Origin of the sequence: Pseudomonas sp. TH10 (assembly GCF_016651255.1) — a bacterium.
Lineage (GTDB): Bacteria > Pseudomonadota > Gammaproteobacteria > Pseudomonadales > Pseudomonadaceae > Aquipseudomonas.
This window is the reverse complement of sequence record NZ_JAEKEG010000047.1, coordinates 1-19,638: the sequence shown is the minus strand read 5'-3', so window position 1 is coordinate 19,638 and position 19,638 is coordinate 1. Positions and strand designations below refer to the sequence as shown.

Here is a 19,638-nt window from a genome sequence, read left to right as displayed (position 1 = left end):
AAGTAGCCATGCACGAACAATATCAGCCCCGTGAAATTGAAGCCGCCGCCCAGTCGTTCTGGGACGAGCAAAAGTCCTTTGAAGTCAGTGAACAGCCAGGCAAGGAGACTTTCTACTGCCTGTCGATGTTCCCTTACCCCAGCGGCAAGCTACACATGGGGCACGTGCGCAACTACACCATCGGCGACGTGATCTCCCGCTACCAGCGCATGCAAGGCAAGAACGTTCTGCAACCGATGGGTTGGGACGCCTTCGGCATGCCGGCAGAAAACGCCGCGATGAAAAACAACGTAGCGCCCGCCAAGTGGACCTACGAAAACATTGCCTACATGAAGTCCCAGCTGCGCAGCCTGGGCCTGGCGGTCGACTGGTCGCGTGAAGTGACCACCTGCAAGCCGGATTACTACCGTTGGGAACAATGGCTGTTCACTCGCCTGTTCGAAAAAGGTGTGATCTACCGTAAAAACGGCACCGTGAACTGGGACCCGGTCGACCAGACCGTTCTGGCGAACGAACAGGTGATCGACGGTCGCGGCTGGCGTTCCGGCGCGCTGATCGAAAAACGCGAAATCCCGATGTACTACTTCAAGATCACCGCTTACGCGGATGAACTGCTGGAGAGCCTCGACGAACTGACTGGCTGGCCTGAACAGGTCAAGACCATGCAGCGCAACTGGATCGGCAAATCCCGCGGCATGGAAGTGCAGTTCCCCTACAACGTCGACTCCATCGGCGAAACCGGCGCGCTGAAAGTCTTCACCACCCGTCCGGACACCCTGATGGGCGCCACCTACGTGGCCGTGGCCGCCGAACATCCACTGGCCACTCTGGCGGCAAAGAACAATCCCGAGCTGCAAGCGTTCATCGCTGAATGCAAGGGCGGCAGCGTTGCCGAAGCCGACGTCGCCACTCAAGAGAAAAAAGGCCTGCCAACCGGCCTGTTCGTCGAGCACCCACTGACCGGTGAAAAACTCCCGGTATGGGTCGCCAACTACGTGCTGATGCACTACGGCGACGGCGCCGTCATGGCAGTGCCGGCGCACGACGAGCGCGATTTCGAATTCGCTCACAAGTACAACCTGCCGGTCAAATCGGTGGTGCGCACCAGCTCTGGCGACAGCAACCCGGCCCCGTGGCAAGACGCCTACGGCGAACACGGCACGCTGATCAATTCCGCCGAGTTCGACGGTCTCGACTTTGCTGGCGCGTTCGACGCCATGGAAGTCGCCCTGATCAAGAAAGAGCTGGGCGCCTCGCGCACCCAGTTCCGCCTGCGCGACTGGGGCATCAGCCGTCAGCGCTACTGGGGCTGCCCGATCCCGATCATCCACTGCGACGCGTGCGGCGACGTACCGGTGCCGGAAGATCAACTGCCTGTCGTCCTGCCGGAAGACGTGGTCCCGGATGGTGCAGGTTCACCTCTGGCGCGCATGCCTGAGTTTTACGAGTGCACCTGCCCGAAATGCGGCCAGCCTGCCAAGCGTGAAACCGACACCATGGATACCTTCGTCGAGTCGTCGTGGTACTACGCCCGCTACGCCTCGCCGCATTTTGAAGGTGGTCTGGTGGAAAAATCCGCAGCCGATCACTGGTTGCCGGTCGATCAGTACATCGGTGGTATCGAGCACGCGATTCTGCACCTGCTCTACGCGCGTTTCTTCCACAAGCTGATGCGTGACGAAGGCCTGGTCAGCTCCAACGAGCCGTTCAAGAACCTGCTGACCCAAGGCATGGTGATCGCCGAGACTTACTACCGTCGCGAAGCCAATGGTGCTTACACCTGGTTCAACCCGGCAGACGTGGAACTCGAGCGTGACAGCAAAGCCAAGGTCATCAGCGCCAAGCTGAAATCCGACGGCCTGCCGGTGGAAATCGGTGGCACCGAGAAGATGGCCAAGTCGAAGAACAACGGCGTCGACCCACAGTCGATGATCGATCAGTTCGGCGCAGATACTTGCCGCCTGTTCATGATGTTCGCTTCGCCGCCTGACATGAGCGCCGAATGGTCTGACTCCGGCGTTGAAGGCTCGCACCGTTTCCTCAAGCGCGTCTGGCGCCTGGCGCAAGCCCACGTCACTCAGGGCTTGCCGGGCAAACTCGACGTTGCCGCGCTGAACGACGAGCAGAAAGCCGTGCGCCGCTCGATCCACCTGGCCATCAAACAGGCCAGCCATGACGTCGGCCAGAACCACAAATTCAACACTGCCATCGCTCAAGTGATGACGCTGATGAACGTGCTGGAAAAAGCCGCGCAAGGCACCGAACAGGATCGTGCGCTGGTGCAGGAAGGCCTGGAGGCCGTGACCCTGCTGCTGGCTCCGATCACTCCGCACATCTGCCACGAGCTGTGGAATCAGCTCGGCCACCCGGATGCGGTGATCGACGCCGGCTGGCCGGTGCTGGACGAAACCGCGCTGGTGCAGGACAGCCTGACGCTGGTTATCCAGGTCAACGGCAAATTGCGTGGGCAGATCGAAATGCCGGCCAGCGCGACGCGCGAAGAAGTCGAAGCCGCCGCGCGCATCAACGAAAACGTGCTGCGTTTCGTCGACGGCCTGACCATTCGTAAAGTGATCGTTGTACCGGGGAAACTGGTCAACATCGTCGCCAGCTAAATTGGATTGGGCGTCAGGTTCGCCTGACGCACTGTAAAACCTTTCGGGCCGCAGGGTCGGCCCACATGGTTTCAAGGGGAGCAACACAATGATCAAACGCAATCTGCTGGTGATGGGCCTCGCTGTGCTGCTGAGCGCCTGCGGTTTCCAGCTGCGTGGCACCGGCACCACCGAACTGACGATCAAAGAGCTCGACCTGAGCGCGCGTAACGCCTACGGCGAGACCGTCACCGAGCTGCGTCAGGTGCTGGAGTCCAGCGGCGTCAAGGTTTACAGCGGCGCGCCGTACAAGCTGTACCTGTCTGACGAACAGGAAAACCAGCGCATTCTCAGCTATGCCGGTGCTGGCCGTACTGGCGAGTACCAGCTGACGACCGTGCTTGAGTACGATATCCGTGGCCAGCGTGATCGCGAGCTGCTGAGCGACAAAATCGAAGTGCAGAAGGTGTTCATCCACGACGGCAACAACCTGGTGGGCTCCGAACTGGAAGCCGATGATGCACGCAAGGAAATCCGTCGCGACCTGGTCCAGCGCATGATGTTGCGCCTGCAACAACTCACCCCGGCACAGCTGGATCAGATGCAGCAGACTGCTGACGCCAAGGCCCAGGCTGAGGCCGCCGCCATGGAAGCGGCGCAGAAAGCCGAGGCGGAGACGCCACGTCAGTCGCCCGTTGAACTGCCGCAGCAGTAAGACCTGCGGGGCGCCCAGGCGCCCCGCTCGCCCTTTGCCATGAAACTCGCCCCCGCCCAACTCGCCAAACACCTGCAAGGCAACCTCGCGCCGGTCTACATCATCAGCGGCGACGACCCGCTGCTGTGCCAGGAAGCCGCCGACGCCATCCGCGCTGCGGCTCGCCAACAAGGGTTTGACGAGCGCCAGGTATTCGCCGCCGACGCCAGTTTCGACTGGGGCACCTTGCTGCAAGCGGGTGCCAGCATGTCGTTATTCGCTGAAAAACGCTTGCTGGAACTGCGCCTGCCGTCGGGCAAACCCGGCGACAAAGGGTGCTGCCGCTTTCATCGAATACTGCTCACGCCCCGCTGAAGACACGGTGCTGCTGATCAGCCTGCCCAAGCTCGATGGCAGTGCGCAGAAGACCAAGTGGGGCAAGGCGCTGGTCGAAGGTCAGCAAACTCAGTTCATCCAGATCTGGCCGGTGGATGCCAATCAGTTGCCGAGCTGGATTCGTCAGCGCTTGTCACAGGCCGGTTTGTCGGCCAGCCAGGACGCAGTCGAATTGATTGCTGCACGTGTCGAGGGCAACCTCCTCGCCGCCGCGCAAGAAATCGAGAAGCTCAAGCTGATGGCCGAAGGCGGGCAGATCACCGTTGAAACCGTGCAGGCCGCTGTGGCGGACAGTGCGCGATTCGACGTGTTTGGCTTGACCGATGCCGTGCTCAACGGTGAACCGGCCCATGCACTGCGCATGCTCGAAGGGCTGCGCGGTGAAGGCGTCGAGCCACCGGTGATTCTCTGGGCACTGGCGCGGGAGTTGCGCCTGCTGGCCAACATCTCGTTGCAGTACAGCCAGGGCACGCCGCTGGACAAGTGTTTCAGCCAGGCGAAGCCGCCGGTCTGGGACAAACGCAAACCGCTGATGAGCAAAGCCCTGCAACGCTACTCGGCGCAACGCTGGGCGCAGTTGTTGCTGGAAGCGCAGCGTATTGATGCGCAGATCAAAGGTCAGGCAGCGGGTTCGCCATGGATGAGCCTGAGCCGCCTGTCGTTGTTAATGGCTGGCCAGCGATTGATGTTGCCGGCTGAATAAGATCAACAGGTCGCAGCCTTCGGCAGCGCCTATAGTGGCTGCTTACTTTCTGGCGCCCTGAAAGGCAACCAACCGCTCAACATGTTAAGGTCTGCACCTGACTCGTTTTTCCCTGGACCTGTGCATGCCCCTTAGTCTTTCCCGTCGTTGGCCCCTGCGCCAACTGCTAGCTGCCTCCAGCCTCGTTATGCTTGTCGCTTGCGCGGAAAAACCCACCGCCGCCGACGCTCAACCGCTCCAGACCCTCCCTGTCGCAACAGCCCCTGCGGTCATACCGCCGGTGGTCCCGACCGGTGAAAATCTTGATCTCCAGCCCACGCAGACGTTTGCCGACTGGCAGGCAGGTTTCCGCAAGGAAGCACTCGCCGCCGGGATCCGTGCCGATCTATTTGACCGGGCGTTTGCCAATGTCAGCTTCGACGCCAGCGTGATTCGCGCCGACCGCAGCCAGCCAGAGTTCTCGCGCCCGGTGTGGGAATACCTCGACGGCGCGCTGTCGCCGCTGCGTGTGCGCAAAGGTCAGGCGCTGATCAACCAGTACGCCGACATTCTGCAAAGCATCGAGCAACGCTATGGCGTTGATCGCCAGGCGTTGGTCTCGGTGTGGGGCATGGAGAGCAACTTCGGCCAGTTCCAGGGCAGCAAGTCGGTGATCAACTCGCTCGCGACCCTCGCTTATGAAGGCCGGCGTCCGGGCTTTGCCCATGCGCAATTGATTGCCGCGCTGCAAATCCTGCAACAGGGCGATATAGAACCCGAGAAGATGCTCGGTTCCTGGGCCGGGGCCATGGGCCAGACCCAGTTCATTCCGACCACCTACAACACCCACGCCGTGGACTTCGATGGCGACGGTCGCCGCGACATCTGGGGCAGTTCGGCCGACGCTCTGGCATCGACTGCGCACTACCTGCAAAGCTCGGGCTGGCAGCGTGGTCAGCCATGGGGCTTCGAAGTGCAATTGCCGAGCAGTTTCGATTACACCCTGGCTGACGGTGCGATGCGCAAAAGCGTCGCCGAATGGCGTCAGTTGGGCGTGACCCTGCCCAACGGCGGTCAAGTACCTGCCGGTTCCGAACAGCTCTCGGCCGCCCTGCTGCTGCCGGCCGGTTATCGTGGCCCGGCGTTCCTGATCCTCGACAACTTCCGCGCAATCCTCAAGTACAACAACTCGTCGTCGTATGCCTTGGCGGTGAGCCTGTTGTCGGAACGCTTCAATGGCGGTGGTTTGATCAATGGCACGTGGCCAAAAGATGATCTGCCGCTGAGCCGCTCCGAGCGGATCGAATTGCAGAACCTGCTGAGCGCACGCAACTACGATGCGGGCACAGCGGACGGGATTATCGGCGCCAACACGCGCAAGGCGATTCGCAGTGCGCAGCAGTCGTTTGGCTGGCCGGCGGACGGGTATCCGACGCACAAGCTGCTTGAGAGCCTGCGTACTCAGTAAAGCAAGATCAAAAGATCGCAGCCTGCGGCAGCGCCTACAAGGGTCGATGTAGGCGCTGCCGCAGGCTGCGATCTTTTTGTTTTATCGGGTAACGACGTCCTGCTCGAGCATCAACTCTTTCTTGCCGGCATCCAGCCTTACCAAAGCGCCCATCGGCAACGTCAGGTTCGGATCGCAGTGTCCGCTGCGCCATCCCGACAGCACTGGAATCCGTAGCGGCTCGAAGGTCTGCTTGAGCAAGCGATTCAATGCCGCGACATCCACCCCAGCCACATCCCCGACCAAGACACCGCGCAACTTCGCCAGTTTGCCGGCCAGACGCATCTGGGTCAGTAACCGGTCGATGCGATACAGCGGTTCGTTGATGTCTTCGATCAGCAGAATCACCCCTTCGACATCGATTTCGTAAGGCGTGCCCAATGTCGAAGCGATCATTGCCAGATTGCCGCCGAGCAAACGCCCGTGGGCAACTCCGGGCTCAACGGTGGTCAACGGATACGCCACCGGATGACTCAGCACACTCCCCGCTTTCAACTGGCCGCGCAGCATGGCGAAGAACGAAGTCACGGTCGGCGGCTCCTTGTCGCCGAGCAGGTCAGCGTTGAGCAGCGGCCCGTGGAAGGTCACAAACCCGGCGTACCGGCTGATCGCCAGGTGCAGCGCGGTGATGTCGCTGTAGCCGACAAAGGGCTTGGCGTTACGACTGAGCAGGTCGTAGTCGATGCGATCAAGCAGGCGCGGCGTGCCGTAGCCGCCGCGCAGACAGATGATTGCGTCGACTTCCGGGTCGGCGAACGCAGCGTGTAAATCTGCCAGCCGCCTTTCGTCGCTGCCGGCAAGGTAACCCTCCTTCTCGTAGACCCCGGGAAAAATCCGCAGCGCATACCCGCGAGCACGCATCCAGGCGGTGGCTTTGTCGGTGTCCAGAGGCGCAGGGCCGGCGGGAGCGATGACGCCGATCAGGCCCTCGGCAGGCAGCGCCGGGACAGGAACGTGCGGGCTGAGAACGTGGGTTGGTTTAACGGTCATCCATGAATCTCCCGGTGTGAAGGCGTCTTGCACCACAGTAGTCAGGAACGGGCACAAACAGAAGAGGGACAGCGCCCTCCAACTGCAGGACAAAATTGCGGTGTGCCTCAGGCCAGGCAAAAAACAGCCCGCAAGCCGGACAGGCCTTGCGGGCTGTTTTACCAGCAGTTGATCAGGACGACATCAACTCAGCCTTTACCAGCTTCGCTTGCTCATCGGCGTGGTACGAAGAACGCACCAGCGGGCCCGAGGCAACGTTCTTGAAGCCCATCTTGTAACCTTCTTCGGCGAACCAGGCGAAAGTGTCCGGGTGGACGAAACGCTGCACCGGCAAGTGGCTGCGCGAAGGTTGCAGGTATTGGCCCAGGGTCAGCATGTCGATGTCGTGTTCGCGCATGCGTTTCATGACTTCGATGACTTCTTCGTCGGTCTCGCCCAGACCCAGCATCAGGCCGGACTTGGTCGGAATGTGCGGCATCATCTGCTTGAAGCGTTGCAGCAGGGTCAGCGACCACTGGTAGTCCGAGCCCGGACGCGCAGCCTTGTAAAGGCGTGGCACGGTTTCCAGGTTGTGGTTGAACACATCAGGCGGCTCGGCCGCAGTGATTTCCAGCGCCACGTCCATGCGTCCACGGTAATCCGGGACCAGGGTTTCGAGCTGCACATTTGGCGACAGCTTGCGAATTTCGCGGATGCAGTCGGCGAAGTGCTGGGCACCGCCGTCACGCAGGTCATCGCGGTCAACGGAGGTGATCACCACGTACTTGAGCTTGAGGTCAGCGATGGCGATGGCCAGGCTTTGCGGCTCATTGACGTCCAGTGGCTTCGGACGACCGTGGCCAACGTCGCAGAACGGGCAGCGACGGGTGCAGATGTCGCCCATGATCATGAAGGTCGCGGTGCCGCCGGAGAAGCACTCACCGAGGTTCGGGCAGGACGCTTCTTCGCAAACGCTGTGCAGCTTGTGTTTGCGCAGCAGGCTTTTGATACGGTCGACTTCCGGCGAAACCGGGATGCGCACGCGAATCCAGTCAGGTTTCTTCGGCAGTTCGGTAGTCGGAATGATCTTTACCGGGATGCGTGCAACCTTCTCGGCGCCGCGCAGCTTGACGCCGGCTTCTACCTTGGGACGCGGGGCCGGGCGCTCGGTCACGTCGAGCGTCGGGATCATGGTTTGCACTGCATCAGTAGTCATATCAGTCGATTCCGCCCGTCAGGGTCGTCTGCTCAGCATAGTCGAGGTGTTTGACGAGCTGCGCGCGCAGCCGGGCACTTACCTCGGCAAATTCAATCGATCCTGCGTGATCGCTCAGCTGGGTCATCGCCAGCCCGGCGTAGCCGCAGGGATTAATCCGTCGAAACGGTTCCAGGTTCATATCCACGTTCAGGGCCAGGCCATGAAAGGAACAACCGTGGCGAATCCGCAAACCCAGGGAGGCAATTTTTGCGCCATCGACGTACACGCCGGGAGCGTCTGGCTTGGCCGCTGCGGTTACTCCGTAGCTGGCCAGCAGTTCAATCAGGCAAAGCTCCATGCGACTGACTAGATCGCGCACGCCGAAACCCAGCTTGCGCACATCCAGCAGCAAGTAAGCCACCAATTGGCCGGGGCCATGATAAGTCACCTGCCCGCCGCGATCGACCTGCACCACCGGGATATCGCCCGGCAGCAACAGGTGTTCGGCCTTGCCGGCCTGGCCCTGAGTGAACACCGGCGAGTGTTCGACGAGCCAGATTTCGTCGGCGGCATCGCTGCCGCGTTCGTTGGTAAAGCGTTGCATGGCATGCCAGACCGGCTCGTACGCCATCTGGCCGAGCTCACGAAAGCCCAGCGTGCCCGGCATCACAACACCATATGCACGAAGCCGGTCGCCCGCAGTTCGCTGTTGATGTTGTACAGCTGCTCCTGGTCGGTCGCGACGATGTGCAGCTGGATGGTCGTGTACTTGCCGTTGGTGCTCTGGCGTTCGGCGAACGTCTTGAGGTCAACAGTGGCGTGCTTCTCAAGGATCGCGATGATCCTGTCCTTGAAACCTACGCCGGTATCGCTGATCACCTTAACGGGATAATCAGTCACCGGGAATTCGATCTTTGGCGCCTTTACTTCGGTATCGGTCATGGCGTAACGGCCTCTTAAGCCGTGGTAACGCGCATGGCCCCGCACCGGATCGGGGCGGGGCCATGCAGGTCAACACAAATCAGTTGAACAAGCCGTAGAAGAATAGACGGATGCTATCCCACATGCGGCGGAAGATACCACCCTCCTCGACAGCGTCCAGAGCGATCAGGTCGGCGCTGTGCACAACCTTGTCTTCCAGTTTCACTTCGACTTTACCGATCACGTCGCCCTTGGCGATTGGCGCGGTCAGTTGCGGGTTCATGGTCATGCTGGCTGCGAGCTTTTTCAGCTGGCCTTTTGGCAGGGTCATGGTCAGGTCTTCAGCCAGGCCGGCCTTGACTTGATTGGTGGTGCCTTTCCACACCGGGGCCTGAGCCAGTTCGGTGCCCTTCTGATAGAAGGTTTGGGTTTCGAAGAAGCGGAAGCCGTAGGTCAGCAACTTCTGGGTCTCAGCGGCGCGAGCCACTTCGCTGTTGGTGCCGAACACCACAGCAATCAGGCGCTGGCCATCACGTACAGCCGAGGACACCATGCAGTAGCCGGCTTCGTCGGTGTGACCGGTTTTCAGACCGTCAACGGTCTTGTCACGCCACAGCAGCAGGTTGCGGTTAGGCTGCTTGATGCCGTTCCAGAAGAACTCTTTCTGCGAGTAGATCGCGTAGTGAGCCGGGTCTTCGTGGATGATCGCGCGCGCCAGGATCGCCATGTCGTGAGCCGACGAGTAGTGCTCAGGGTTTGGCAGACCGGTCGGGTTCATGAAGTGGGTGTTGCTCATGCCCAGATCAGTCACGGTTTTGTTCATCAGGTCGGCGAAAGCGTCTTCGCTGCCGGCGATGTGCTCGGACAGTGCCACGCTGGCGTCGTTGCCGGACTGGATGATGATGCCGTGCAGCAGGTCGCTGACCGTCACCTGCGAGCCGACTTTGATGAACATCCGCGAACCGCCGGTACGCCAGGCGTTTTCGCTGACGGTCACCGGGTCGTTTTCACCGATCTGGCCACGACGGATTTCCAGGGTCGCAATGTACGCGGTCATCAGCTTGGTCAGGCTGGCCGGCGGCAGACGCTGGTCACCGTTGCTTTCTACCAGCACGTTGCCGCTGGCGGCATCCATGAGGACGTAGGCTTTGGCGGCCAGTTGTGGTGGCGACGGCATCATCTCGGCCGCGAAGGCGGCTGGCGAGAGGAGCAGCGGGACTAGCAGACACAGGCGTTTGGCAAAGGTGGTGATGTTCATCCGTCTCTCGAAATCGCTAATGGAAACTGCCCTAAGGCAAAATTTAATCAGATGACTTTCTAACGAGCCATCGCGTATTCAGTTGCTCACTCCAGTCACCCTTGCCGGGCTTTTGTTCTTCGACGAGCCAACAACCTGATTCACCCCCCAATCGCTGGTGAATCGTCAATCAAGTCCTACGTATTGCTTATTCCGTAACCACACTTGGCGAACCAAGGTTGGCCAGGCGCACGCTGTTCTGCACCTGGGCAATTTCACCCGGCGAACCGATCGGCCCCAGACGGACCCGATGCAGGGTCTGCTGATTGCGCACGATCGAGCTGATGAACACCGGAGCGCTCACCATCCCGCTGAGCTTCGACCTCAGGAGTTCTGCAGCGTCCGGGTTGGCGAACGCGCCCACCTGCAGATACTGGCCAGTTGCTGTTGCAGAAGCGTTTTTTTTTGCACTCATCGGCACCGGGACGGTGTCAGAGGCATGTTGCTGCGGTGGCGGCGTCCATTGCTCGACGGTGCCGGCCGACGCCGTGATCACCGGCGCGCTGTTCTGCGCAACCTGCGGCTCGTTGAGCATCAACGGTGCCGGACGGCCCTTGGCTGCCCAATACTGCTGCGGATCGATGCCTTCAACCTTGACGCGTGCGGTGCCGGTTTCGGCGTAACCGAGTTTTTTCGCGGCGGCGTACGACAAGTCGATGATGCGATCGGAATAGAACGGCCCACGGTCATTGACCCGCAGGATCACCGTGCGGTTGTTGTCCAGGTTGGTCACCCGAACGTAACTTGGCAGTGGCAATGTCTTGTGGGCGGCACTCATGCCGTACAGGTCGTAGACCTCGCCATTGGCAGTGTTCTGACCGTGAAACTTGGTGCCGTACCAGGACGCCGTGCCCGAGGCAACGTAGGTCTTGGATTCCTGCAACGGGAAATAGGTTTTGCCCAGCACGGTGTAGGGGTTGGCCTTGTACGGGCCAGTGTGCAGGGTCGGTGTGGCATCAGGGATGCGCGAAACGTCGACGTCCCACCACGGCGCGCCGTCTTTGTGCGCGCGGTTGATGTCCAGACCCGGCTGCGCTCGCACAGCGGTATTGGAGGTTTTCGGCGTCGGCGAACGGCTGGTCGTGCAGCTGGCGACCAGCACCGCCAACGCAGCGAATGCCACCAGCTTCAGGGGTTTATTGTTAGGCAATGCCCGCATTACTTGACGCCCCGTGCTTGTACCAGCTGTTCAGACAGTTGATGTACGGCCATGGCGTACATCACGCTGCGGTTATAACGCGTGATCGCGTAGAAATTCTTCAGGCCCATCCAGTATTCAGGGCCGTTTTCGCCTTCGAGGCGAAATGCAGTCACCGGCATATCATCGCGCAGCGCATCATGACTCGACCACCCCAACGCCCGCAACTCTCCGACGGTCTTTGTCGGCTCGATGCCCGTGGTCAAACCCTCGTCCACCTGGTCGCCACGCACATCGGCGCGGCTGACCACAGGCTCGCCCGCCACCCAGCCGTGACGCTTGAAATAACTCGCGACGCTGCCGATCGCATCGTCCGGGTTGTTCCAGATATTGATGTGGCCGTCACCGTCGAAATCCACCGCATAGGCGCGAAAGCTGCTCGGCATGAACTGCGGCAAGCCCATGGCCCCGGCGTAGGAGCCTTTGAGGGTCAGCGGATCGACCTGCTCTTCACGGGCCAGCAGCAGAAACTCACGCAATTCCTTTCGGAAAAATTCGGCACGCGGAGGATAGTCGAAACCGAGCGTGGACAAGGCATCGATCACCCGGTAATTACCGGTATTACGTCCGAAAAAGGTTTCAACGCCGATGATCGACACGATGACTTGTGCCGGTACCCCGTATTCCTGCTCGGCACGGGCCAGTGTCGCCTCGTGCTGACGCCAGAAGTCCACACCTCGCGCAATACGCGCGTCAGTGATGAACATCGGGCGGTATTCTTTCCACTGCTTGACCCGCTCGGCAGGTCTGGAGATGGCGTCGAGAATCGCCTGTTTGCGTTGAGCCTCGCGGAACACCGCCATCAGTTGCTCACCGGCGAAACCGTAGTCGCGGGTCATTTCACCGACGAACTCGGCCACCTGCGGCGAGCCTTCGTATTCGCCGGCCAGCGCTTCCTGCGCTGTGCCAAGGATGCCTACCAGGCCGACCCACGGCGCGTATCGAGTCGCCCAGCCACGCATTTCTTGCATTGAAATCTTCACCTTATTCAAACTTGTGCGATCCACTTGCGATGGGTATGGATCGACATCAAAACCCCAAACGCTGACAGCAGCGTCACCAGCGAAGTTCCTCCGTAGCTAATGAACGGCAACGGCACCCCTACGACCGGCAACAGGCCACTGACCATACCGATGTTGACGAAAACGTAAACAAAAAACGTCATGGTCAACGCGCCAGCGAGCAATTTGCCGAACAGCGTCTGTGCCTGAGCGGTGATCACCAGGCCCCGGCCAATCAACAGCAGATAGATCAACAGCAGCGCACAAATGCCCACCAGACCGAATTCTTCGCCCAGTACCGCAATGATGAAGTCGGTGTGGCTTTCCGGCAGGAAGTCCAGGTGCGACTGGGTGCCGAGCAGCCAGCCTTTGCCGAACACGCCACCGGAACCGATGGCGGCTTTCGACTGAATGATGTTCCAGCCCGTGCCCAACGGATCGCTTTCCGGGTCGAGGAACGTCAGGATTCGCTGCTTCTGGTAATCGTGCATGATGAAGTACCACATGGCGACGGCCACGGGTACGGCAGCGGCCAGCACGCTGAGGATCCAGCGCCAGCGCAACCCACCCATGAACAGCACGAATGCACCGCCAGCGAGAATCAGCAGCGACGTACCAAGGTCGGGCTGGCGCACGATCAGAATGAACGGCACACCGATCAGCATCAAACTGATGCCGACATGCTTGAGCTGCGGCGGCAACGTGCGTTTCGACAGGTACCAGGCGATGGTCGCCGGCATCAGGATCTTCATGAATTCCGAGGGCTGAAAGCGGATCACCCCCGGAATGTTGATCCAGCGCGTGGCACCCATGGCGTTGTGGCCCATGATGTCCACCACCATCAGCAGCACCACCCCGATCACGTAACCGAGCGGCACCCAGCGCGCCATGAAGCGCGGTTCGAACTGGGCAATGACAATCATCGATACCAGACCGATGCCAAACGAAGTGGCCTGTTTGGCCAGCAGATCCCAGCTCTTGCCACTCGCCGAATACAGCACGAACAGACTGCCGGCGGCGAGGATCAGCAACAGAATCAATAACGGGCCATCGATATGCAGTCTTTGCAGCAACGTCGCGCGGCGACGCATCACATCCTCACTGGAGAGCATGCGATCAAAATTATTCATCACGGGCCGTAGCCTCCGCACTGATTGGGCTGGCGTATTCGGCCTTCAAACGTCCGTCCTGATCGAGCAGCCAGGCGTCCATGACCTGACGTACTACCGGCGCGGCGACGCCGGAGCCGGACTCACCGTTCTCGACCATCACCGACACCACAATGCGTGGATCATCGGCCGGGGCGAAACCGACGAACAAGGCGTGGTCGCGGTGACGCTCCTGAACCTTGGAGCGGTCGTACTTCTCGCCTTGCTTGATCGCAACGACCTGGGCCGTACCCGATTTACCGGCGATACGGTATTGCGCGCCAATGGCGGCTTTACGCGCGGTACCACGGGCGCCGTGCATGACCTGCTGCATACCGTGGTTGACCTTGGTCCAGTCCGACGGGTCGCGCAGGACAATGTCCGGTATCGGGTTTTCGTCGATCGGCTTCACCCCTTCGAGGGATTTGGCCAGGTGCGGACGGTTCCACACACCTTTGTTGGCGACCAGCGCTGTGGCCTGGGCCAATTGCAGTGGCGTCGATTGCATGTAGCCCTGGCCGATCCCGAGGATCAGGGTTTCGCCGGGGAACCACGCCTGTTTGCGCGTCGCACGTTTCCATTCGCGGGACGGCATCAGGCCGGGGGATTCTTCGAACATGTCCAGCGAGACCTTCTGGCCGATGCCGAACTTGTCCATATAAGCCGACAGCCGATCAATGCCCAGCTTGTGCGCCAGATCGTAGAAGTAGGTGTCGTTGGAGCGCATGATCGCCGTGTCCAGGTCGACGAAGCCGTCACCGGTGCGGTTCCAGTTGCGGTACTTGTGGTCGTAGTTCGGCAGCTGGTAGTAGCCCGGATCGAACACTCGGCTCGATGCCGTCACCACCCCGACATCGAGACCGGCAATCGCCACCGCCGGCTTGATCGTCGAGCCCGGCGGGTACAGGCCGCGCAGCACACGGTTGAACAGCGGCCGGTCAATGGAATCGCGCAACTCGGCATAGGCCTTGAAGCTGATCCCGGTGACGAACAGGTTCGGGTCGAAACTCGGCTGACTGACCATCGCCAGCACTTCGCCGGTCTTCGGATCCAGCGCCACCACCGCGCCACGACGCCCGCCGAGTGCGGCTTCGGCCGCCTCCTGCAATTTGATGTCGAGGCTGAGGACGATGTCTTTGCCGGGAATCGGATCGGTACGCTTGAGCACGCGCAGAACACGGCCACGGGCGTTGGTCTCGACCTCTTCGTAACCGACCTGACCGTGCAATTCCGGCTCGTAGAAACGCTCGATGCCGGTCTTGCCGATGTGATGGGTGCCGCTGTAGTTGACCGGATCGAGGGTTTTAAGCTCTTTCTCGTTGATCCGCCCCATGTAACCCACCGAGTGCGCAAAGTGCGCGCCCTGCGGGTAGTGACGAACCAGTTGCGCAACCACTTCCACCCCGGGCAGGCGGAACTGGTTGACCGCGATCCGGGCGATCTGTTCTTCCGAGAGTTCAAACAGGATCGGCACCGGCTCGAACGGCCGGCGCCCCTGACGCATGCGTTTCTCGAAGATCACCCGATCCTCGGGCGTCAGCTCCAGCACTTCGACGATCACATCGAGCACTTGCTGCCAGTCGCCGGAGCGCTCGCGGGTCATGCTCAGACTGAAGCTTGGACGGTTGTCCGCCACCACCACGCCGTTACGGTCGAAAATCAGCCCGCGCGTCGGCGGAATCGGCTGCACGTGGACGCGGTTGTTTTCCGAAAGGGTCGAGTGGTACTCGTACTGGATCACCTGCAGGAAATACAGCCGCGCGATCAACACACCAATCAGCAACACGATCGCAATGGCCCCGAACACGACGCGGCTACGCACTAAGCGTGCGTCTTTTTCGTGGTCCTTGATGCGGATCGGCTGAGACATGAGGGCAGGATTACTTGTGGTAAGGGTGACCGGACAGCACGGTCCAGGCACGATACAACTGTTCGCCGATCAGGATCCGCACCAGCGGGTGCGGCAACGTCAACGGCGACAACGACCAGCGCTGATCGGCGCGGGCACAGACTTCCGGCGCCAGCCCTTCCGGGCCACCGACCATGAAATTGACCGTGCGCGAATCCAGCCGCCAGCGGTCGAGTTCGACCGCCAACTGTTCGGTGCTCCAGGGTTTACCGTGGACTTCCAGCGTGACAATCCGCTCGTTCGGCCCGACCTTGGCCAGCATGGCTTCGCCTTCCTGGCGGATGAAACGGGCCACGTCGGCATTCTTGCCACGGGTATTGAGCGGAATTTCCACCAGTTCCAGCGCCAGCTCGGACGGAAGACGCTTGGCATATTCATGCCAGCCTTCTTCCACCCACTTGGGCATGCGTGAACCGACGGCGATCAGGCGCAGTCGCACAGCAATCCCTTACAGCTGGTCTTTGTTGAGCTTGGTGAAATGCTCGTGGGTGTTTTCCGGGCTGTGGTGCTTGGCGTCTGCCGCACGGCTTTGCTCAGCACCGGCCCACAGGCGTTCCAGGTCGTAGAACTGACGTGCCGAGGCAGTCATCATGTGCACGATCACCAGGTCCAGGTCCAACAGCACCCAGTCGCTGTCGCCCTTGCCTTCTTCGCCCAGCGGCTTGGCGCCCTGCTTTTTGACTTCTTCGCGAACCTTGTCGAGCATCGCGTTGATCTGGCGATTGGACGTACCAGTGGCGATGATCATGTAGTCAGTGATGCTCTGCTTGTCGCGAACATCGATGATCTGGATGTCTTGTGCCTTGACGTCTTCCAGGGCAGCTACGGCCAGTTTGACCAGTTCGTCGCCTTTGAGCGGCTCATTGGTGTTGACCGGCTCTGGCAGCGGGGCGCTCTTGAATGTGCCTTTGCGCTTTACTTTGGTTTGGTCTTTGTCAGTCATATAAAACTCGTTTTGCTCATATATTCGGCGGCTTGGCGACACGTGGATTCGTATCAGTGAAGCACGCCTTGTTCAGTTCGACGCACGATAGAGACCGTGCGCATCGATGTAGGCCAGGACCGCGTCGGGCACCAGGAAACGTACCGACTTACCGCTGGCCAGCAGTTGACGGATCTGGGTGGCGGAAACCGCGAGCGGTGTCTGCCAGACGAATGCAATCTGTCCGCTCGGCCCTTTCAGGGCCAGCGGGTCGCTCACCGAACGCGCTGCCAGCAGGTTGCGCAAGGCATCCGGCGGTTCGCTGTCGGCGTCCGGGCGCTGTAGCACCAGGATGTGGCAATGCTGGAGCAACTCTTCCCAGCGGTGCCAAGTGGGCAGGCCGCAAAATGCGTCCCAGCCCAAAAGCAGAAAAACCTGGGTCTCGGCGGGCATTTCGGCGCGCATCAACTCCAGGGTATCAATGGTGTAGGACGGTTTATCCCGCTGCAATTCGCGGGCGTCCACCACCAGCGGCGGCACTCCGGCCACCGCGCACTCGACCATCGCCAGCCGATCCTGCGCCGACACTTGCGGCGTATTGCGATGCGGCGGGCGGGCGCTCGGCGTCAGGCGTAATTCGTCAAGCGCCAGCGCTTCTGCGACTTCCAGGCCGCCACGCAAATGACCGATGTGCACCGGATCGAACGTTCCGCCCAGTACGCCGATGCGACGGGGCCGGGGCTCGCTGCCGGTACGCGGCGCTGTCAGGTCGAGGTCGGTCAAGTCAGACCGTCGCCTGGCCGCGCAACTGGCCATCACCAACGACGATGTACTTCTCGCAGGTCAGTCCTTCGAGGCCCACCGGGCCACGGGCGTGCAGCTTATCAGTAGAAATGCCGATCTCGGCACCCAATCCGTATTCAAATCCATCGGCAAAGCAGGTCGGGGTGTTGATCATCACCGACGCCGAGTCGACTTCCGCCACAAAACGGCGGGTGTCGGCGAGGTTTTCGCTGACGATCGAGTCGGTATGGTGCGAGCCGTAATGGTTGATGTGTTCGATGGCTTGATCCAGACCGTCGACCACGCGGATCGACAGGATCGGCGCCAGATATTCGGTGTTCCAGTCGTCTTCGCTGGCCGCCACGGCCTCGATGATCGTTCGGGTGCGCTCGCAACCGCGCAGTTCAACGCCTTTTTCGCGGAACTGGGCAGCCATCGACGGCAGGAAATCCTTGGCAACGGTTTGATCGACGAGCAAGGTCTCCATCGCACCGCAGATGCCATACCGATAGGTCTTGGCGTTGAAGGCGATGCGCTGTGCTTTCGCCAGGTCGGCGTGAGCGCTGACGTAAACGTGGCAAATACCGTCAAGATGCTTGATCACGGGCACCCGGGCATCGCGGCTGATGCGTTCGATCAGGCCACGGCCACCACGGGGCACGATGACATCGACGTACTCGGGCATGGTAATCAGGGAGCCGACTGCTGCACGGTCGGTGGTTTCGACCACTTGCACCACGGCGGCAGGCAACTCGGCCTCGGCCAGGCCGCGCTGGATGCACGCAGCGATGGCGCGATTGGAGTGAATCGCCTCGGAGCCGCCACGCAAAATGGTCGCATTACCCGACTTGAGGCAAAGGCTGGCGGCGTCGATGGTCACATTGGGACGCGACTCGTAGATGATCCCGATCACCCCCAGGGGCACACGCATCTTGCCGACCTGAATACCGGAAGGCCGAAAGCTCATGTCGCGAATGGCGCCCACAGGGTCGGGCAAGGCCGCGACCTGCCGCAGGCCGACGATCATCCCGTCGATACGCTCCGGCGTCAGGGCCAGGCGCTCCAGCAGCGCAGGCTCCAGACCATTGGCACGACCGGCCGCCAGATCCAGCTCATTGGCAGCGGCAAGCTCGACGCGCGCCGCGTCCAGCGCATTGGCAGCAGCCTGCAGGGCGCGGTTTTTCTGCGCGGTGCTGGCACGGCCGATGACCCGGGAAGCTTCGCGGGCGGCGCGACCCAATCGGGTCATGTAGTCAAGAACGGACTCAGTCATGGTCTGCTGGGGTCTTGGCAAAGAGGAAAGCGGCAGATTATAGCTGTCGCGTCTCGGGACTAACAGCGGTGACGGGCGGATGGTCGAAATGAGCCACGAATCGCCGACGTTCAGGCGTAATTAAGCCGCGCATTGTTATCATCACGGCTCAATCAGCCCTGACAAACGCTGTTCATCATGACTAACCTGACTGCCCCATCCGCCGCCGACCTCAAGCCCCACGGGCTCCCGGACGCTTTTTTCGACCGCGACGCGCAAGTGCTCGCGCAAGATCTGCTCGGCAAAGTCATCCGCCATCGCGTTGGCGACTTATGGCTGAGCGCGCGGATCATCGAAACCGAAGCGTATTACTGCGCGGAAAAAGGCAGTCATGCCTCCCTTGGCTATACGGAAAAGCGTAAGGCTTTGTTTCTGGATGGCGGCCACATCTATATGTATTACGCCCGTGGCGGCGATTCGCTGAACTTCAGCGCGCAGGGTCCGGGCAACGCCGTACTGATCAAATCCGCTTATCCGTGGGTCGATGACATCAGTGGTCCGGCGAGTCTGGCGCAGATGCTGTTGAACAATCCCGATGCTCAGGGGCGTGCCCGCCCTTCGCAGAAGCTCTGCGCCGGGCAGACCTTGCTGTGCAAGGCACTCGGGCTGAAAGTGCCGATGTGGGACGCCAAACGTTTCGATCACGAAGTACTTCTGGTAGAAGACACCGGGCCCGCACCTTTGCACATTATCCAGACCACCCGTTTGGGCATCCCCCACGGCCGCGACGAACACTTGATGTACCGCTTCGTCGACGCGACCTACGCGCAATGGTGCACGCGGAACCCGTTGCGCCGCGGTCAGGTCGAAGGCCGCGACTATTTTCTGCTGAATTGAATAATCGAGCCCCTGTAGGCGCGAGCTTGCTCGCGATGCTTTCCCGAGCGCCGCGTTGATCCAGACAGCACTCGCTATCGTTAGCGACCATCGCGAGCACGCTCGCTCCTACAGGGTTCGTTGGTGTATTAAAGCCTGCGTTCGCCCACTGCGGACGCTTATAAAAATTCGATGGAGTAGTGTTTATGGGCCCATGGCTCGATAGCGTGACCGGATGGCTCGCGGCAAACCCGCAGTGGCTGGCCGCGGCTGTATTCGTCGTGGCCTTCG

17 protein-coding genes and 1 pseudogene are annotated in these 19,638 nt (G+C 60.8%); 5 read left to right on the top strand and 13 right to left on the bottom strand.

Annotation, left to right across the window (positions count from 1 at the left end; translation table 11 throughout):
* Positions 1-8 precede the first annotated feature (8 nt).
* From leuS to JFT80_RS07245, 4 genes and pseudogenes are all read left to right on the top strand, one after another.
* On the top strand, positions 9-2,615 hold the full coding sequence (gene leuS, locus JFT80_RS07260) for a leucine--tRNA ligase (RefSeq protein ID WP_201147410.1): 2,607 nt from the start codon (positions 9-11) through the stop codon (positions 2,613-2,615).
* Positions 2,616-2,703: 88 nt separating this feature from the next.
* Positions 2,704-3,309: an LPS assembly lipoprotein LptE gene (gene lptE / locus JFT80_RS07255; protein ID WP_201147409.1), complete on the top strand. Its 606-nt coding sequence runs from the start codon at positions 2,704-2,706 to the stop codon at positions 3,307-3,309.
* A 39-nt stretch (positions 3,310-3,348) separates the two neighbouring features.
* Positions 3,349-4,387: pseudogene (gene holA / locus JFT80_RS07250) on the top strand (DNA polymerase III subunit delta).
* Positions 4,388-4,511: 124 nt separating this feature from the next.
* Positions 4,512-5,834 (top strand): lytic murein transglycosylase, encoded by a 1,323-nt coding sequence (locus JFT80_RS07245; protein WP_201147408.1) that lies wholly within the window; start codon positions 4,512-4,514, stop codon positions 5,832-5,834.
* 81 nt (positions 5,835-5,915) lie between these two features.
* Here the strand turns inward: JFT80_RS07245 and JFT80_RS07240 are convergent, their stop codons facing one another.
* From JFT80_RS07240 to JFT80_RS07180, 13 genes are all read right to left on the bottom strand, one after another.
* Entirely contained in the window at positions 5,916-6,863 is a 948-nt protein-coding gene (locus JFT80_RS07240) for an LD-carboxypeptidase (RefSeq protein ID WP_201147407.1), read from the bottom strand.
* A gap of 172 nt (positions 6,864-7,035) precedes the next feature.
* Positions 7,036-8,034 carry a lipoyl synthase gene (gene lipA, locus JFT80_RS07235; RefSeq protein ID WP_201147424.1) on the bottom strand — a complete coding sequence of 333 codons (999 nt, stop codon included), beginning with the start codon at positions 8,032-8,034 and terminating at the stop codon, positions 7,036-7,038.
* A gap of 25 nt (positions 8,035-8,059) precedes the next feature.
* Positions 8,060-8,707: a lipoyl(octanoyl) transferase LipB gene (gene lipB / locus JFT80_RS07230; protein WP_201147406.1), complete on the bottom strand. Its 648-nt coding sequence runs from the start codon at positions 8,705-8,707 to the stop codon at positions 8,060-8,062.
* A complete protein-coding gene (locus JFT80_RS07225) occupies positions 8,707-8,982 on the bottom strand; it encodes a DUF493 domain-containing protein (RefSeq protein ID WP_201147405.1) in 276 nt (91 codons plus the stop codon). The genes lipB and JFT80_RS07225 overlap by 1 nt, the downstream gene beginning before the upstream one ends.
* Positions 8,983-9,061: 79 nt before the next feature.
* On the bottom strand, positions 9,062-10,219 hold the full coding sequence (locus JFT80_RS07220) for a D-alanyl-D-alanine carboxypeptidase family protein (RefSeq protein WP_201147404.1): 1,158 nt from the start codon (positions 10,217-10,219) through the stop codon (positions 9,062-9,064).
* A 187-nt stretch (positions 10,220-10,406) separates the two neighbouring features.
* Positions 10,407-11,417 (bottom strand): septal ring lytic transglycosylase RlpA family protein, encoded by a 1,011-nt coding sequence (locus JFT80_RS07215; RefSeq protein WP_007909599.1) that lies wholly within the window; start codon positions 11,415-11,417, stop codon positions 10,407-10,409.
* Positions 11,417-12,427, bottom strand: coding sequence for a lytic murein transglycosylase B (mltB, locus tag JFT80_RS07210; protein WP_201147403.1), 1,011 nt, complete (start codon positions 12,425-12,427; stop codon positions 11,417-11,419). Before mltB ends, JFT80_RS07215 begins: the two co-directional genes overlap by 1 nt.
* 17 nt (positions 12,428-12,444) lie before the next feature.
* Positions 12,445-13,548, bottom strand: coding sequence for a rod shape-determining protein RodA (gene rodA / locus JFT80_RS07205; RefSeq protein ID WP_201147423.1), 1,104 nt, complete (start codon positions 13,546-13,548; stop codon positions 12,445-12,447).
* A gap of 31 nt (positions 13,549-13,579) precedes the next feature.
* On the bottom strand, positions 13,580-15,475 hold the full coding sequence (mrdA, locus tag JFT80_RS07200; RefSeq protein ID WP_201147402.1) for a penicillin-binding protein 2: 1,896 nt from the start codon (positions 15,473-15,475) through the stop codon (positions 13,580-13,582).
* A 10-nt stretch (positions 15,476-15,485) separates the two neighbouring features.
* Complete coding sequence (rlmH, locus tag JFT80_RS07195; RefSeq protein ID WP_003185785.1) at positions 15,486-15,953, bottom strand: 23S rRNA (pseudouridine(1915)-N(3))-methyltransferase RlmH; 468 nt, start codon at positions 15,951-15,953, stop codon at positions 15,486-15,488.
* A gap of 9 nt (positions 15,954-15,962) precedes the next feature.
* Positions 15,963-16,457 (bottom strand): ribosome silencing factor, encoded by a 495-nt coding sequence (gene rsfS / locus JFT80_RS07190; RefSeq protein WP_016986117.1) that lies wholly within the window; start codon positions 16,455-16,457, stop codon positions 15,963-15,965.
* Positions 16,458-16,529: 72 nt separating this feature from the next.
* Complete coding sequence (gene nadD / locus JFT80_RS07185; protein WP_374091333.1) at positions 16,530-17,252, bottom strand: nicotinate-nucleotide adenylyltransferase; 723 nt, start codon at positions 17,250-17,252, stop codon at positions 16,530-16,532.
* Positions 17,221-18,492, bottom strand: coding sequence for a glutamate-5-semialdehyde dehydrogenase (locus JFT80_RS07180; protein WP_201147400.1), 1,272 nt, complete (start codon positions 18,490-18,492; stop codon positions 17,221-17,223). The genes nadD and JFT80_RS07180 overlap by 32 nt, the downstream gene beginning before the upstream one ends.
* Positions 18,493-18,669: 177 nt before the next feature.
* Here JFT80_RS07180 and JFT80_RS07175 point away from each other — a divergent pair, with 177 nt between their 5' ends.
* Complete coding sequence (locus JFT80_RS07175; protein ID WP_201147399.1) at positions 18,670-19,368, top strand: DNA-3-methyladenine glycosylase; 699 nt, start codon at positions 18,670-18,672, stop codon at positions 19,366-19,368.
* The last annotated feature ends 270 nt before the right edge of the window (positions 19,369-19,638 follow it).